A 15,558-nucleotide genomic window follows, 5' to 3' on the forward strand; every position below is an offset into this window, starting at 1 on the left:
GAATGACGATCCTCGTTGACGTCGGGCAGGTCGCCCGGCGTCCCGCACGTTACCAACACGTGGACAGTGGCAGAGTGTGAGAGTGGACAACCTGGTCGAAGAGGTTGGCGAGGATTACGCCGACGCCAATCTGCCCAATCAGCACTGGGAGAAGCGGTCTTTCACCGACTGCGACTTCACCGAAGCCGATCTCCGCGAGCTCGTGACGACGGGCTGCACGTTCACCCGGTGCGACTTCACCCGGACGGACCTCGGTGAGTCGAAACACCACGCGACCGCGTTCCGGCAGTGCACCTTCGACCGCACCGTGCTGACCCGGTCGTCGTTCACCTCGTGCAGCCTCATGGGGTCGAACTTCGTCGACTGCGTGCTGCGACCGGTCACCTTCACCGAGGTGGACTTCACGCTGGCGTCGTTCGTGAAGGCACCGCTGTACGACCTGAAGCTGGGCGGTCAGCGGTTCCGGGAGACGAACCTCAGCGAGGCGGACCTGCGCAACACCGACCTCAGCGGTGCCGACCTGATGGGCGCGCGGCTGCTCGACGCCAAGCTGGAGGGTGCCGACCTGCGCGGGGCGAAGATCGACGCGAACGGGCTCCGGCAGGCCAAGCTCGCCGGAGCCGTGATCGACGTCGACACGGCGATCGCTTTCGCGGCCGCCTACGGGCTAGTGGTGTCTTGAGTTGATGCGCACGGACGGGTGGATGCGCACCGCCAGTTCCCCGTCCGTGAACTCCACGAGGACGTGCGACTCGCCGCGGCCGGACCACACGAGCATCCGGCTCGCCCGTTCGCGGTAGAGGTCGACGACGGGCTCCTCGCCGTCGAACCACCGCACCCGCACGGAAGCGGCGACGGCGTCGAACGACAGCAGCACGTCCTCGACCCGGACAGCCTTGATCCACGGCTCGTCCCCGGCCTCGGGGCTCACCCCGAACGCGTCGACGAACTCGGCGTCGGACGGGACCAGCATCAGTTGTCGGCTGATCCCGTGATCTCCACCAGCACGCCGTCCGCGACCATCTCCTCGATCGCCTTCGGCAGCAGGTAGGCCGTGCCGCCACCGGGCTGCTCGAACCACGGCACCGCGACACCGGTCAGCACCTCGAGCGGGCGGCGCAACCGGTACACGCGGTACGGGCGGTTGATCCACGACGGCACGAGGCTGCGTTCCGGGAACGGCGTGCCCGCCACGTAGACGAGGTTGCCGCTCTGGTCGCCGTAGCGGTCGACCTCGGTGCCCGCCGGCAGCTCGAACATCTGCTTGTGGCGGAACAACGTGAGCGGCGGCTCGCCCGCGAGCGGGGAGATCGGGAACTTCCGCTTCGCCGGCTCCTCCTGCGCGACCGCGGCGGCCACCGGTGCGGGCGCGGGCGCCTGCTGCGGTGGTGGCGGAGGCGGCGGGGCCTGCTGTGCCTGCGGCTGGGGCATCGGCGGGCGCTGTGGCGGAACGGGACGGCGCGGCGGTTCCTCCCGGAAGCCGTTGGCCATCGGACGCGGTGGCGGCGGGGGCGGAGGCGGCGTCCGCACGATCGTGCGGAAGTTGCCCAGCACCAGCTTGCCGACCAGGTACGCCGAGGCGTCCTCGACCTTGTCGAACCGCACCGGGCTCTTCGGGCCGTGGTCGAACCAGCACACCTCCCAGCTGTCGCCGTCGAGGCGCAGCGTCCAGGTGCGGTCGGCGGGCTCGCCGATCCGGTACACGCCGTGCGGCACGCTGAGGTCGTCGAGCGCTCGGCGGGTGCCAGCCAGCTCGCGGTCCTCCTCCGGCGTGACGGTGCGCGGCGGCATCACCGGCTCCGGCTCGGGCTCCGGTTCGGGTTCGGGCTCGTTGAACAGCGCCGCGTCGAACTGGGTCGTCTCCTCGGCGCGGGTGGGCGCGGGCACCGGCACGGGCGGGGGCGGCGGTGGGGGCGCGGAGACCGGCACCACCGGAGGTGCCGCCGGCGAGGGCTCGGCGACGGGCTCCGGCTCGAACGCCTGCTGTTCAAAGGACTGCTGCTCGAAAGACTGCTGCTCGAACGCCTTGGGCTCGAAGGACTGCTGCTCGAAGTTCTGGGCCTCGAACTCGGCGGTGGACTCGATCTCGTCCTCCGCCAGGTCCGGCTCGTCCTCGGCGACCGCGACGACCGGATGCTCCTCGGTGACCTCCGCCGGGCTCTCCAGCGGCTCGTCGAGGACCGGGCTCCACGCCATCGTGTCCTGCATGGCGTCGCGCGGGCGTTCCTCCGGGACGAGGTGGTCCGTGCGCTCCTCCTCGCGGTGGTGCGTGAGGAGCTCCGGCTCGTCCGGACCGGCGGTCGGGATCTCGGGTTCGTCGGCGACGTCCACGACGTCGTCTTCGTGGCCGAGGTCCGGTTCGTTCGGTTCCTCGGTGACGATCTCCGCGGCGGGCTCGGCGACCGGCTCCGGTTCCTCGGCCTCGGTCGCGTGCGGCGCGAAGAGGTCCATGCCCGCGCCGTAGGTGTCGCGCAGGCGCCTGTCGTCGACGTGGTCGGGCACGCCGTCGGAGTCGAAGACCACCCGATAGGGCGGACCGTCCCCGGTCGGCACCGGCATCGGCACCGCGACGGTCGGGCCGATGTCACGAAGCTCCGGCTCCGCCTCGATCTGCGGCTGCTCGGTGGTGACCTCGGCGGCCTGCGGTTCCGGAGCCAGTTGCTCGAAGTCGTACTCCTCCGGCTCCTCGTCGGCTTCGAACTTCGGCTGCTGCACGAACTGCGTCGCCTCGGCCTGGGGCTGCGGTTCGGGCTCGGGCTCGGGCTCCGGTTCCGGTTCGAGCAGCTGGGTGCCGGGAGGTGCGGCGGGCGCGCCGAGGTTCGCGGCGGCGGCGAGCCTCGACTCCTCGGAGACCTCCGGCAGGCTGAACCCTGCGGCCCTGGCGCGGTCGACGAGCTCGGGTTCCGGCGGCACGCCGTACTTGCGCAGGTAGTACGAGACACCCGCGGGCCAGATCCACACGCCGTCGGTCTGGAAGCCGGACGGCACGACCTGGGGCGAGTCGGGGTGCAGGACGTCGGCGTCGAAGCCACGTCCGGCCACGGCGACCGGGGCGTTCGACAGGTATGCGAGCAGCGGCGCGACCTCGGGCTCCGGCACCGGTGGCCGGTTGACCGACGGACGGCCGCCGGGACCCGCGCCGTCGAACACGCGGACCGTGCGGAACACCGGCGTCGGCGGGTTCAGCCTGCGGCGCAGCCAGTCCGGGACGTTCTCGTCCGCGCGCGGGAAGAACCGCATCTCGTCGAAGTACGCCTGCTGCGGAGGAGGCGTCTGCCAGCTCGGCTCCGCGCGGTCGAAGTCGAGGTTGTAGCTCGACGGGTGGTCGAGCTGGTAACGGGCGTTCGTCCAGCTGCCCCGCCCCTCGCGGTGCATGCCTGCTCGCAGCCGGGCGAACAGCGAAGCCACGTCCTGCGGCGGCGCCCAGGAGTGCGAGGTGCCGTCCTGCAACCGCAGTTCGGCCTCCAGCTCGAAGTACCGGCCGGTGGCTCGGTACTGCGCGATCACGCTGCGCCAGTCCTCCGGCGCGGCCCGCATGAGAGTCAGGCCGATCTGCTTAACCAGAGCGTCCTGCTCTGTAGGGTTCAACGGCTTCGGCTCGGACACGCCAACATCTTCCCCTGCAAATCGCCGGATCGCACACGTCCCCCGCCGCTGCGCCGAACGGTGGAGGACCGACCATAACGCGGCGGCCCTTCCCGGTTAAAGCTGATCAAGAACACCCTGTCGAGGAGCTGGAGGAGCTTTGTCCCGATCCGCGCAGTTGACCGGTGGTCTGCTGGCAGCGATCGGCGGTGTGGCCGTCGCGGTCCAGGGCCGGGTCAACGGATCGCTGGCGCAGTCGTTGCACAACGGTTTCCTGGCCGCGTTGATCTCGTTCGGCGGCGGGTGGCTCGTGCTGGTCGCCGCGGTCCTGTCGCGACAGTCCGGACGGGACGGCCTGCGCAGGCTGCGGGACTCGCTGGCAGCTCACCGGATCCGCTGGTGGGAGTGCGTCGGCGGGGTCTCCGGCGCGTTCCTGGTGGCCTCGCAGGGAATCGCGATCGCGACGATCGGTGTGGCGGTGTTCACGGTCGCGGTCGTCGTCGGCCAGGTCGTGAGCAGCCTCGTCGTGGACCGCAGGGGGATCGGGCCGGGCGAGGCCAAGCCGCTCACGATCACCCGCGTGCTCGGAGCGGCGGTCGGCGTGGTCGCGGTGGTGGTCGCCGTCTCGCACCGGTTCACGTCGCCGGACGAGTTGTGGCTCGCGGTGCTGCCGCTGGTCGCGGGACTGCTGATGGGCTGGCAGCAGGCGGTGAACGGGCTGGTGCGCGAGGCCGCCGGCCACTCGGTGGCCACGATCTTGGTGAACTTCACCACGGGCACGGCGGCGCTGCTGCTCGTCAACCTGGTGGCCGCGCGCGGCGTGGCCGAGTTCCCCGGTCAGTGGTGGCTCTACCTCGGCGGACTGCTCGGCATCGTCGGCGTGGGCGGCGCGATCGTGTCGGTGCGGTTCATCGGCGTGTTGATGGTCGGATTGTGCGCGGTGTGCGGGCAGCTCGTCGGGGCTGTGTTGCTGGACGCGGTGAGCGGTCACCTCGCGTTGCCGACGGTGATCGGCGTGGTGCTGACGCTGGTGTCGGTGGGCGTCGCCGCGCTGCCCAGTGGGAGGATGAGGACGTGACTGCGACGCTGCTCAACGGCAACGAAACCCGGAACGCGCTGTTCGAGGACCTCAAGGCGCGGGTCGCCGCGCTGCCGGTGCCGGTCGGTCTGGCCACCGTGCTGGTCGGTGACGACCCCGGCTCGCACTCGTACGTGAAGGGCAAGCACAGGGCGTGCGAGAAGGTCGGCATCAAGTCGATCCGCCGCGACCTGCCCGAGTCGACCACGCAGGAGGAGCTGGAAGCCGTCATCGACGAGCTGAACGCGAACCCCGAGGTCACCGCCTACATCGTGCAGCTCCCGCTGCCCAAGCACCTGGACGCGAACGCGATCCTGGAGCGCATCGACCCTGCCAAGGACGGCGACGGCCTGCACCCGGTCAACCTGGGCAAGCTCGTCCTCGGTGTCGACGCGCCGCTGCCCGCGACGCCGCGCGGCATCGTGGAGCTGCTGCGCCGCTACGACGTGCCGCTCGCGGGCGCGAACGTCACCGTGGTCGGCCGCGGCGTCACCGTGGGCCGCCCGATCGGCCTGCTGCTCACCCGCCGCAGCGAGAACGCGACCGTGACGCTGTGCCACACCGGCACCAAGGACCTCGCGGCCGAGGTGCGCCGCGCGGACATCGTGATCGCGGGCGCCGGCAGCGCGGGCCTGATCACCAAGGACATGGTCAAGCCGGGCGCGGCCGTGATCGACGTCGGCATCACCCGCACCGAGGCCGGCCTGGTCGGCGACGTGGCCCCCGACGTCCGCGAGGTCGCCGGCTGGCTCGCCCCGATCCCCGGCGGCGCGGGCCCGATGACCGTGGCGATGCTGCTGACCAACACCGTCGAAGCCGCCGAGCGCGCCCATGCGACGGTCTGACGCGGAAGCGCTCATGCCGGAACAGCGCTGGCGGTCGGGCCCCGGCAAGCACCTGCCGTTCGCGCTGGTGCTCGGGGTCGGCGTGCTCGGCCTGGTGCGGATCTTCCAGTACCACTGGCGGCAGGGCGCCGTGCTGCTCGGCCTGTCGCTGCTGGTGGCGGCCGTGCTGCGGATCCTCGTGACCGACGAGCAGGCAGGCCTGATCAAGATCCGCGGCCGCGGCATGGACGCGTTCCTGTACTCGACGCTGGGCATCGTGGTGATCGCCGTGGCGTTGACGATCACCGGCGGCCCGCTGAGTCGTTAGTCGGAGCCGATGGCTCTGTCGACGAGGACCTCGATGAACTCGTCGAGGTCCATCGGCTCGGTGATGTCCGGCAGGGTCAGCCGTTCGTAGATGAACCCCGTCATCGCGAAGTACAGCAGGATGACGGTCATCCGGTCGCCCGGCAGCTTCGACTCCTCGTTGAACGAGATGTTGAACTCGAGGTTGTCGGCCATCGTCCTGGTGAGCGCCGTGCGGAGGTCAGGCCTGCGCGTGGCCTCCAGCCGCAACTCCATCAACGCCAGGTAGCAGGCCTTGTCGGCGTCCGCCCGCCTGACGATGTCGTGCATGAACCTGATGGTCAGCGACTTGTCGCGGGGCAGTGCCAGCGACTGGGCGATCGACTCGTCGGACGGCACCAGCCGCTGGGTCACCCTGATCGCCACCTCCGACATGAGGTCGTCGCGGTTGGCGAAGTAGTTCGACGCCGTGCCCGCGGGCACCCCCGCCTTCGCGTCGACCGCGCGGTAGGTCAGGCCCCGCGCCCCCTCTTCCGCCAGGACGTCGATCGCCGCGTCCAACAGGGCGGTTCGCCGTGCTTCGTTCCGAACCACAGATCCTCCTTGACAACCACTACAGCCATAGTACTACAGTTGTCGTGGTTGAAAACCTCTGAGGGGATGGTTCGTATGCGAAAGCTCGTCTACTACGTGGCAGTGACGCTGGACGGGTTCATCGCGGCCGAGGACGGGACCTTCGACGGGTTCGTCTTCGAAGGCGACCACATGGAAGGCATCAACGCCGAGTACCCGGACACCCTGCCCACCCAGTTCCGCTCGGCACTCGGCCTGCAGGACGCACCGAACCGGAACTTCGACACCGTGCTGATGGGCCGCAACACCTACCAGGTGCCGGGCGGCCTGCCGTCGCCGTACGCCCACCTGCGGCAGTTCGTGGTGTCCTCCTCGTTGATCGACACCCCGCACGACGTGGCGGTCATCCGCCAGGACGTCGCCGGCCGCGTGCGGGAGCTGAAGGAGGAGGACGGCCTCGACATCTGGCTGTGCGGCGGAGGCAAGCTGGCCGCCGAGCTGCTGCCGTTGATCGACAAGCTGCTCCTCAAGATCCACCCGGTCGTGTTCGGCCGCGGAATCCCGTTGTTCGACGGGAAGGCCGACATCACGAAGTTCCGGCGCACCGACGCGCGCCTGTTCGAGAGCGGGGTTTCGTTCATGACTTACGAGCGTTCCTAAAAATGATTGACGGGCGCCGTGTGCGCCCGCAATACTTGGACCACACCAAGCCGAAGGGGAACGTCATGACGAGCCAGCAGATGCGAGTGGAGCGCTTTGACAGCGCTGCTTTCGCTGACGCGCGACCGTCTGACGACCGCGCCTCACGACGCTCGTTCGCGTCGTTCACCAGCGGCGACGGCTCCCCACCGTGACCTGAGGTCCAGGTCATGACCAAGGGAGCCGCCCCCATCGGGAAACCGATCAGGGCGGCTTTCTCAATTTCGCGCACATTCAATTCCTGCCCTTGTAGCTCAACGGAAAGAGCGCGGCGCTACGAACGCCGAAGTCCAGGTTCGATTCCTGGCAGGGGTACTGAGCTCACGTCGCCTAGCGGCTATGGCACCGCATTGTCGATGCGGCTATCGCGGGTTCGAGTCCCGTCGTGAGCGCTCCGCGGATGCGAGGGAGACGGCAACCCGCCTCATTTGGGATGAGGACACACCGCGTTCGACTCGCGGGCATCCGACTGGCACCCCTTCGGGGGTGCACCAGGCTCTTTAGCTCAACTGGCAGAGCACCGGGGTGAAGATCCGGAGGGCGGGGTTCGACTCCCCGGGGAGCCACGCAGGACGAGGAGGGCTGGCCGAGTGGTAAGGCACCGGATTGCTACTCCGTGGTCCGGGCATCGTGCCCGGCGCGCGTTCGACCCGCGCGCCCTCCGCGTCCCTGCGAGGAGGATTGGCCGAGCCCGGTAAGGCATCCGTCTCGAAAACGGTGGTCGGCGCGCGAGCGCCGCGCAGGTTCGAATCCTGCATCCTCCGCCACCAGCCGTCAGGCTCCGATGATCAACGCGAGGCCCGCGTCGTAGACGTCGTCGCGGGTGGTCCCGGCAGTTCTGGCGCCGGCGAGCACACGGGCGATGGTCGGAAACTCCCGGGCGAACCTCTCCGCCGCCTCGCCGTCCATCCGGTCCGCCTCTGCCGAGTCCTGTTCCTCGATGACGTGCCCGAACGTGTAGTGCAGCGCGGTGAAGACGACGCTCGCCGCGTGCTGCACGTCGAGGCCGGCCTGCTCTGCGCCGTGCAGTGCGCACTCGGCGATACGAGCGAGGGTGGGCGTCTCCAGAGGCCGCGCACCGACGACGACACGAGCGCCGTCCGGATACGCCAGGAGCGCCCGGCGCAGGCGGCGGAGCAGCTCGACGAGCCACCTCTGCCACGGCTCGGCTCCCGAGAACGGTGCGAGATCCGCGAACCGCTCCCGCAGGATCGCCTCGGCCATGGCCTCCAGGAGCTGCTGCTTGTTCTCGAAACGCCAGTAGATGGCGGGCGCCTTCACCCCCAGCCGCTTGGTGAGGTTGCGGAAGGTCACCCCCGGCAGGCCTTCGTGCCGCAGCAGCGCCAGGGCCTCCCGCACGATCGTCGTCGCGTCCAGAGCCACGACGAGCAGTCTATAAGGGTGTTACAGTGGCTTCGATGTAACGACGTTATAGAGGGGGTTGCGGTGCATCAGGCACTGATGGACAGCATGCGGACCTATCTGCGGGCCGGGCTGGCGATGGACGTGGAGAAGCTGGACGAGCTGTACGACCCGGCGTTCGTGAACGTGCGCGTCGACGAGGCCGGTCAGGTGGTCACGCTGACCAAGGACCAGTTCATGGCCCGGTTCCGCGCGCTGCGCGAACAGGGACAGAAGGTGGGCGACTCCATCGACGACATCAGCTTCCCGGCGACCTCCGTGTTCGGCGACAGCGGAGCCGTCGTGATGCGCCGGGTCGAGGAGGGTGTGCCCGCGCTCTACACGTTCATCTGGCGGCTGGAGGACGGCAGGCCGGTCACGCTCCTGCGCGAGTTCACCTTCGAGAAGGACCTCAGCGGCCTGGTGGAGATGATCCGGTCAGCGGAAGTCGCGTGACCGGGACGGGATCCGCAGGTCGAGGTGCTGCAACCGGTCGGCCATCACGCTGACCACGCCCTCTGCCGACTCGACCACACCCCGCACGAGCATCGCCCCGCTGCTGCGCGCCACCCTGCGGTACCGCGCCCACAGCCCCGGCGAGCACACGACGTTCACCATCCCGGTCTCGTCCTCGAGGTTGAGGAACGTGACGCCGCCCGCCGTCGCCGGCCGTTGCCGGTGGGTCACCGCGCCGCCGACGAGCACCCGAGTCCCCGGCTCGACCGAGGACAGCGCGGCGGTGGTGAGCGCACCCATCGAGTCCAATGTGGACCGCACGAACTGGGTCGGGAAGCTGTCCGGCGACAGCCCGGTGGCCCACACGTCCGCCACCGCCAGCTCGACGTCGTCCATGCCCGGCAACGAAGGCGCGTCCACCCCGACCGTGGTGCCCGGCAGGCGGTCGGGACGGATCGCGGCCACCGCGCCCGCCGCCCACAGCGCCTCGCGGCGTTCGAGACCGAAGCAGGAGAAGGCGCCCGCGGTGGCCAGGGCCTCGACCTGGGCCGTGGTCAGCTGCACGCGGGAGCCGAAGTCCTCCATGTCGCGGAACGGTTGTGCGGCAACGATTCGTTCGGCGTCCGCGGTGCCTATCCCGCGCACCGCCTCCAGGCCGATGCGGACGGCGTTGGCACCCTCGAACGGCTCCAGGCCCGCGTACGGCAGCGACCGGTTCACGCACGGGCCGTGCACGGTGACGCCGTGACGGCGGGCGTCGGCGACCAGGGACTGCGGCGAGTAGAAGCCCATCGGCTGGGCCCGGAGCAGCGCCGCGCAGAACGCCGCCGGGTAGTAGAGCTTGAACCACGCGCTCACGAACACCAGGTGGGCGAACGACAGGGCGTGCGACTCGGGGAAGCCGAAGTTCGCGAACGCCAGCAGCTTCGCGTAGATGCGGCCGGCCAGCTCGTCGTCGATGCCCTGGGCGTGACAGCCCTCGTAGAAGCGGTCGCGCAGGCGTTCCATGCGCGCGGTCGAACGCTTGGCGCCCATCGCCCTGCGCAGTTCGTCGGCCTCGGCGGCGGTGAAGCCGGCCACGTCGACCGCGATCTGCATGAGCTGTTCCTGGAACAACGGGACGCCGTAGGTCTTGCGGAGCGCGTTCTCCAGCAGCAGGTGGTCGTAGTCCCACTTCTCGGTCTCGTTGCGGCGCCTGATGTACGGGTGCACCGAGCCGCCCTGGATCGGGCCAGGCCGGATCAGCGCCACCTCGACGACGAGGTCGTAGAACGTGCGCGGCTTCAGGCGCGGCAACGTCGCCATCTGCGCGCGGCTCTCCACCTGGAAAACGCCCACGGAGTCGGCTTTCTGCAGCATCTCGTAGACACGCTCGTCCGTGAGATCGATGCGTCCCATGTCGACGTCGACGCCTTCGTGGTCGCGCACGAGGTCGATGGCGTAGTGCAGGGCGGAGAGCATGCCGAGGCCCAGCAGGTCGAACTTCACCAGGCCGATCGACGCGCAGTCGTCCTTGTCCCACTGCAGCACCGTGCGGTTCGGCATGCGCGCCTTCTCCACCGGGCAGACCTCGCTGACCGCGCGATCGCAGATCACCATGCCGCCGGAGTGGATGCCGAGGTGGCGCGGGAAGTTCTCCAGCTGCGCGGACAACTCCAGCACCGGACGCGGGATGTCGCAGTCGTCGGTGGTGGTCGCCAGCGGGCCCCACCTGTCTATCTGCTTGCTCCACGCGTCCTGCTGGCCAGGCGAGTGGCCGAGGGCACGGGCCATGTCGCGCACGGCGGACCGGGCGCGGTAGGTGATGACGTTCGCGACCTGCGCGGCGTGGCGGCGGCCGTACTTCTCATAGACGTACTGGATCACCTCCTCGCGGCGGTCGGACTCGATGTCGACGTCGATGTCGGGAGGGCCGTCGCGGGCGGGGGCGAGGAAGCGTTCGAAGAGCAGGTCGAAGCGGACGGCGTCGACGTTGGTGATGCCGAGCGCGAAGCACACCGCGGAGTTCGCGGCGGAACCCCGACCCTGGCAGAGGATGTCGTTGCGCTTGCAGAAGTTCACGATGTCCTGCACGACCAGGAAGTAGCCGGGGAAGCCGAGCTGTTCGATGATCTTCAGCTCGTGCTCGATCTGCGCGAACGCCTTCTCCCTGTTCTCGGAGTCGGAGTACCGGCGGTGTGCGCCCTCGTAGGTGAGCTCGCGCAGCCAGGTGCTCTCGGTGTGGCCGGGCGGCACGTCGAACGGCGGCAGCTGCGGCGCGACCAGCCTCAGGTCGAACGCCAGCTGCATGCCGAGCAATGCGGCGTTGTGCACGGCGCCGGGGAAACGGCGGAACCTGTGCCACATCTCCTCACCGCTGCGCAGGAACGCGGCGGGGGCCGGTGGCAGCCAGCCGGCCATGTCGTCGAGGCTGCTCCGCGCGCGCACGGCGGCCATCGCGGCAGCCAGCCTGCCCCGGCTCGCGGTGGCGTAGTGCACGGCATTCGTTGCCACGACGGGGAGTTTGAGCTGCTGCGCCATCGCGAAGAGGAGGTCGTTGCGCCTGCTGTCCTCCGGCAGCCCGTGGTCGGTCAGCTCGACGTAGACGCGGCTCGTGCCGAACAGATCGGTGAGCCGCTGGATCTCCCGGAACGCCGCCTCCGGTCCTTCCCTGGTGAGCGCTCTGCGGACGGTTCCCTTGCGGCAGCCCGTCAGCACCACGACCTCGCCGCGAGTGTCCTCGACGATCTGGTCGAGGTCGTAGACGGGTTTACCCTTCTCCGCGTCGTCGTGGAGATGGCCGGTGGTGAGTGTGCGGCACAGCCGGTGGTAGCCCTCCTGCTGGCGTGCGAGGAGAAGCAGGTGATCACCCTCGGGATCCGGTTCTCCGTTGGCGGGCTTGCTGAGCCCGATGCTGAGCTCGGCGCCGAACACCGTGTGCATGCCGAGTTCCTTCGCGGCCTCGGCGAAGCGGACCACGCCGTACATGCCGTCGTGGTCGGTGATCGCGATGGCGTCGAGCTTGAGCCGTTGCGCCTCCTCGACGAGCTCCTCGGGGTGGCTCGCGCCGTCGAGCCAGCTGAAGTTCGAGTGGCAGTGCAGCTCCGCGTACGGCACGCGCTTGCGGGTGACCGCGAGCTCGTCCACGCGCAGCTCGAAACCCGGCGGCGCGGTGTACCGGTCGCGGTGCCGTGACCAGCCAGGACCGTCGCCGCCGTCGGGTTTCTGCTCGACGGGCTTGCCGGACAGAGCGCGTTCCAGCTCCTTCCAGCGGACCGGCGGGTTATTCCAGCCCATCAGGTGCCTTGCGCGGCAACGGGATCAGGAGCTCCAGCAGATCCCAGTACTGCTCGTCGTGCATCAGTCGTACACCCCTTCCAGAAACCACCTCTGGTCCCTGCGGATCAGCAGGAACGCCTGATCCGGCGTCTGCACCTGGATGCGCGCCGCCCGGTGCGGGTCCGGCGCCCACCACCGCTCGTCGACCGGCCACGGCCCGGCCCACGCGGTCACCTCCTGCGCTTTTCCTTTCACGACAAGGCTTCTGGGCCGCGCGGTGAGTTCGAGACGGCCGGTCACGCCGACCTCGTTGCCGTCGGAGTCCCTCAGGTCGGCGGGGTCGTCGGCGAGCGTCGCGGGCGCCCTGGGCAACCGGCCTGGCCACGGGTGGCCGGGGTTCTGCAGCGGCACCCGTTCGTCGCCCCACGGCACGAGCCTGACCTGCTCCTTCGGTCCACGGCCGCCGTCGAGCACCGGCGTGAGCACGCCGTCCGGGCCGAGCAGACCCTGGACGTGCAGCAGTGCCCGCACCGCGCGTTCGTCGTCGTGGCCCCACAGTCCGAGCTGGAGCGCCGTGCCGTTGACGACCTCGACCGGTTCGAGGGTGAGCGTCCTGATGCCGGAGGTGAGGCGCTCGCGGGTGAGCCAGCCGTCGAGCTGCCAGCGCACGCGGTCCGCGATTCCCCGTGGGGTCAACGGTTCCGCGGCCCGCCACACCCGGTGCAGCTCCTCGTCGTTCTCGGTGCGGGCGTGGATGCCGAGCCTGGTGCACGCGAGACTGCGGTTCGCGAGGTTCTCGTGCAGCCGTTCCGAGAGGATCTTCGCGGCGAACGCGGCCGAGTCGATCCGGTCGACCGGGTCGTCGAAGGTTTCCGTGACGGCCAGCTCCGGCGCGGGCCTGCGCTTGTCGAGCGGGCGTTCCGGCAGGCCGCGCGCGAGGCGGTGCTGGCGCGTGGCAGGGCCGCCGAACCTCGACGCCACGGCGTTCTCCGGCACGTCCGCGAACGCCCCGAGGGTTTTCAGGCCGAGTCTTCGCAGCAGGTCGACCAGTTCCGGGGCGTCGAGTTCGTGCACGCCCAACGGTCTGAGGAACTCCGCGGTCCGGTTCGGCGGGACGATCACGTTGCGGTGCGCGGCTTTCGTGGCGGCGAAGAGGCTGTCGGCCGCCCCCACCTGGGCTTCGACGTTCGTCTTCGCGGCGATGTGGTCGACGATGCGTTCGGCCGCCTGCTCGACTGATCCGAAGTAGCCGACCGGGCCGCGCGCCGGCACCGCGACCAGTCCCGGCTGCACGACCTCGATGCCGGGCGCGAGCTCCTCGACGGCCTCCGCGACCGGCTCGAAGAACCTGGCGTCGCGCTGCGGGTCGTGCTCGAAGGTCACGAGCTCGGGGCACAGCGACTCGGCCATGCGTTTGCGCATGGCACTGCGGATGCCCTCGGCGCGTGCGACGGCCGAGGTGGACACGATCTCGTTGCCGTCGAGAACCGCCACCGGCACGTGCTGGCTGGTGCCGGTGGCGGTGCAGGCGGCGACGACGGGCCAGTCCGGGCACCAGACCGCGAGCAGACGGGTGTCCTTCACGCGGGACGATCCCGAGGTGCGGCCCGCCTGGCGGCCAGCTCGTCGACCCGGTCCGGACCGGCATCAGCCGGCTCGTCGGACCTGGCCGGTTCGCCGGCCACCAGCGGGAGCTCGATCTCTTCTTCCCCGAACGTCAGCACCATCTGCCGCGGCTTGCCCGCGGAGCCGCGGCCACCGCTGCGCACGCTGATCTGCTGACGCCGCAACGTGTCCGCGCCGTCGTCGAGCGGGTTCCAGCGCACCGACTCCGCGGTCAGCTCCACGTCGGCAGAAGGCCAGGAACCGAACGCGATCAGGACGGCACGACGTTGCCGCGCACGGGCCGTGAGCCGGCGTGCGAGGGAAGGAGGTAGTGGGCACGCGACGGCCACCAGGTCGATGCCGTCCAGCAGGGCCGCGATGACGGGCCCCGGATCGGCGCCGGGACGGGGGACGAGTGCCAGCCGCTGCACCGAGACCCCGAGCTCGGCCGCGGCCAGCACGCCCACCTGCGGAAGGCCGACCACGGCGGCCCAGCAGCCGTCCGCGGTCGCGCCCGCGAGCAGGGCGAGCAGCAACGATGTCGATCCGCCCACCGACACCGTGCTGCCTCGCCGCAAGCCGCCCCACGGCAGCAGGCCCGCCAGTTCCCCGCGAACCGGCAACACCCGCCCCGTGGCGTGGTCGGTGGTGGTGCTGGTCAGCTCGCTGGCCGGGTTCACCCCGAGCGCGGCCAACGACGCCGTTGCCGACCTGGACACTCCACCCACCTCCCGTCTCGGACCGTGCGCACCCCTGTGCACGGTCGCCGCGGGAAGTTCGGCGACTTGCTATTCGAACTCCTGTTCGAACGAACGGGATGATCGTAGCGCGCCTGCGCACCCCCCTGTCAATGCCGGAACGTCACTCTTTTGGGGGACAGGTCCACGGCGCCCGGCAAGGTCATCTACGGTGGCCGGATCACCCGGAAAGTCGAGGGGAAAGCCGGTGAACCAACCACCTCCGCACGGCTGGCAGCAGCAACCGCCACCGCCGCACGGCTGGCAACCGCAGCAACCACCCGGCGGCTGGCAGCAGCAACCGCCGCCACCCGGATGGCAGCAGCCCGGCTACGGCTACCCGCCCCAGCCGCCGAGGAAGAAGAGCAAGGCCCCGATCATCATCGTGTCGATCCTCGTCGGCCTGCTGGTGCTCGGTGGCGGCGGCATCGCGCTCTTCTTCTACCTCCACGCCAACAGGGACGGCGGTGGTCCCAAACGCAACGACGCGCTGCCCGCGTTGTGCGGCAACGTCTCCGAGGCCGCACTGGCCAAGGCGCGCACGACGAACCCGAACGGGCTCGGCTCGTCCGAGCGGGACTCGCCGACCGGCAAGAACACGAGGTGCTCCTGGAACCAGACCAGGGGCGTCGACGGCAGCGGGCTGCGCGAAACCAGCGTGTACGTGATGAACGTTCCGAAGGACGCCGGGCGCGAGTACCAGCAGAAGGTCCAGCAGGCCATGTCCAACACCCAGGGCACGATGCGGCAGAAACCGCTCGACGGTCTCGGTGACGAAGCCACCGCCGTGCTGCTGGACTCCACGTCGGCGTACATGGACCTCACCATCTACGTGCGCAAGGGCGACAACGTGGTGGAGGTCAACTACATCGGCTGGGACGTGGGCATCTTCACCAACAAGAAGCCGGACGCCGCGGAGTTCGAGGCCGCGGCACTGAGCGTGGCACAGGAGATGGTCGCCAAGCTCTGACCGGAAACGATGAACGGCGCATTTGTTCACCTGAGCCCGGATCCACCGATGGATTGTTAGCGATCT

General features: G+C 69.8%; 14 protein-coding genes and 5 tRNA genes. 12 read left to right on the plus strand and 7 right to left on the minus strand.

The features are described 5' to 3' along the window. Window positions 1-82 precede the first annotated feature (82 nt). Window positions 83-682 (plus strand): pentapeptide repeat-containing protein, encoded by a 600-nt coding sequence (locus IEZ09_RS33415; RefSeq protein WP_370467766.1) that lies wholly within the window; start codon window positions 83-85, stop codon window positions 680-682. Here the strand turns inward: IEZ09_RS33415 and IEZ09_RS33420 are convergent. Together IEZ09_RS33420 and IEZ09_RS33425 are read right to left on the minus strand one after the other, a co-directional pair. Further along, window positions 668-973, minus strand: coding sequence for a hypothetical protein (locus IEZ09_RS33420; protein ID WP_189257803.1), 306 nt, complete (start codon window positions 971-973; stop codon window positions 668-670). The two genes, IEZ09_RS33415 and IEZ09_RS33420, sit on opposite strands and share 15 nt — an antisense overlap. Next, window positions 973-3,606, minus strand: a complete 2,634-nt coding sequence (locus IEZ09_RS33425) for a TNT domain-containing protein (RefSeq protein ID WP_189257804.1) — start codon at window positions 3,604-3,606, stop codon at window positions 973-975. The genes IEZ09_RS33420 and IEZ09_RS33425 overlap by 1 nt, the downstream gene beginning before the upstream one ends. Before the next feature lie 139 nt (window positions 3,607-3,745). Here IEZ09_RS33425 and IEZ09_RS33430 point away from each other — a divergent pair, with 139 nt between their 5' ends. The 3 genes from IEZ09_RS33430 to IEZ09_RS33440 are packed head-to-tail and all read left to right on the plus strand — an operon-like array spanning window position 3,746 to window position 5,815. Continuing rightward, complete coding sequence (locus IEZ09_RS33430; RefSeq protein WP_189257805.1) at window positions 3,746-4,663, plus strand: DMT family transporter; 918 nt, start codon at window positions 3,746-3,748, stop codon at window positions 4,661-4,663. Beyond that, window positions 4,660-5,508 carry a bifunctional methylenetetrahydrofolate dehydrogenase/methenyltetrahydrofolate cyclohydrolase gene (locus tag IEZ09_RS33435; RefSeq protein WP_189257806.1) on the plus strand — a complete coding sequence of 283 codons (849 nt, stop codon included), beginning with the start codon at window positions 4,660-4,662 and terminating at the stop codon, window positions 5,506-5,508. The genes IEZ09_RS33430 and IEZ09_RS33435 overlap by 4 nt, the downstream gene beginning before the upstream one ends. Before the next feature lie 13 nt (window positions 5,509-5,521). Further along, window positions 5,522-5,815: a DUF3017 domain-containing protein gene (locus IEZ09_RS33440; protein ID WP_189257819.1), complete on the plus strand. Its 294-nt coding sequence runs from the start codon at window positions 5,522-5,524 to the stop codon at window positions 5,813-5,815. Here the strand turns inward: IEZ09_RS33440 and IEZ09_RS33445 are convergent. Beyond that, window positions 5,812-6,387 carry a TetR/AcrR family transcriptional regulator gene (locus IEZ09_RS33445; RefSeq protein ID WP_189257807.1) on the minus strand — a complete coding sequence of 192 codons (576 nt, stop codon included), beginning with the start codon at window positions 6,385-6,387 and terminating at the stop codon, window positions 5,812-5,814. The genes IEZ09_RS33440 and IEZ09_RS33445 overlap by 4 nt on opposite strands. 75 nt (window positions 6,388-6,462) lie before the next feature. On the opposite strand from IEZ09_RS33445, the gene IEZ09_RS33450 reads away from it, so the two are divergent. From IEZ09_RS33450 to IEZ09_RS33475, 6 genes are all read left to right on the plus strand, one after another. Further along, window positions 6,463-7,026 carry a dihydrofolate reductase family protein gene (locus IEZ09_RS33450; protein ID WP_189257808.1) on the plus strand — a complete coding sequence of 188 codons (564 nt, stop codon included), beginning with the start codon at window positions 6,463-6,465 and terminating at the stop codon, window positions 7,024-7,026. Window positions 7,027-7,308: 282 nt separating this feature from the next. Then, window positions 7,309-7,380 (plus strand) — tRNA-Arg (locus IEZ09_RS33455). A gap of 4 nt (window positions 7,381-7,384) precedes the next feature. Further along, a tRNA-Asp gene (locus tag IEZ09_RS33460) sits at window positions 7,385-7,457 on the plus strand. Window positions 7,458-7,559: 102 nt separating this feature from the next. Then, window positions 7,560-7,631, plus strand: a tRNA-Phe gene (locus IEZ09_RS33465). A gap of 10 nt (window positions 7,632-7,641) precedes the next feature. After that, window positions 7,642-7,729: transfer RNA gene (locus IEZ09_RS33470), tRNA-Ser, on the plus strand. Between the two features lie 11 nt (window positions 7,730-7,740). Next, window positions 7,741-7,832 (plus strand) — tRNA-Ser (locus tag IEZ09_RS33475). Window positions 7,833-7,839: 7 nt separating this feature from the next. Here the strand turns inward: IEZ09_RS33475 and IEZ09_RS33480 are convergent. Beyond that, window positions 7,840-8,448: a TetR/AcrR family transcriptional regulator C-terminal domain-containing protein gene (locus IEZ09_RS33480; RefSeq protein WP_189257809.1), complete on the minus strand. Its 609-nt coding sequence runs from the start codon at window positions 8,446-8,448 to the stop codon at window positions 7,840-7,842. Window positions 8,449-8,511: 63 nt separating this feature from the next. Between IEZ09_RS33480 and IEZ09_RS33485 the strand changes: the two genes are divergently transcribed. Then, complete coding sequence (locus IEZ09_RS33485; protein ID WP_189257810.1) at window positions 8,512-8,922, plus strand: nuclear transport factor 2-like protein; 411 nt, start codon at window positions 8,512-8,514, stop codon at window positions 8,920-8,922. Here IEZ09_RS33485 and IEZ09_RS33490 read toward each other — a convergent pair. The 3 genes from IEZ09_RS33490 to imuA' all read right to left on the minus strand — a co-directional run bounded on the left by IEZ09_RS33490 (window position 8,905) and on the right by imuA' (window position 14,504). After that, window positions 8,905-12,198, minus strand: a complete 3,294-nt coding sequence (locus IEZ09_RS33490) for an error-prone DNA polymerase (protein WP_189257811.1) — start codon at window positions 12,196-12,198, stop codon at window positions 8,905-8,907. The genes IEZ09_RS33485 and IEZ09_RS33490 overlap by 18 nt on opposite strands. A 63-nt stretch (window positions 12,199-12,261) precedes the next feature. Next, entirely contained in the window at window positions 12,262-13,764 is a 1,503-nt protein-coding gene (locus IEZ09_RS33495) for a DNA polymerase Y family protein (RefSeq protein ID WP_229813177.1), read from the minus strand. Then, window positions 13,761-14,504 (minus strand): DnaE2-dependent mutagenesis accessory factor ImuA', encoded by a 744-nt coding sequence (gene imuA', locus IEZ09_RS33500; RefSeq protein ID WP_229813178.1) that lies wholly within the window; start codon window positions 14,502-14,504, stop codon window positions 13,761-13,763. The genes IEZ09_RS33495 and imuA' overlap by 4 nt, the downstream gene beginning before the upstream one ends. A 226-nt stretch (window positions 14,505-14,730) precedes the next feature. On the opposite strand from imuA', the gene IEZ09_RS33505 reads away from it, so the two are divergent. Then, window positions 14,731-15,492 carry a hypothetical protein gene (locus tag IEZ09_RS33505; protein WP_189257812.1) on the plus strand — a complete coding sequence of 254 codons (762 nt, stop codon included), beginning with the start codon at window positions 14,731-14,733 and terminating at the stop codon, window positions 15,490-15,492. Window positions 15,493-15,558: the final 66 nt, after the last annotated feature.

Source organism: Lentzea flava, from assembly GCF_014648475.1.
Lineage (GTDB): Bacteria > Actinomycetota > Actinomycetes > Mycobacteriales > Pseudonocardiaceae > Lentzea > Lentzea flava.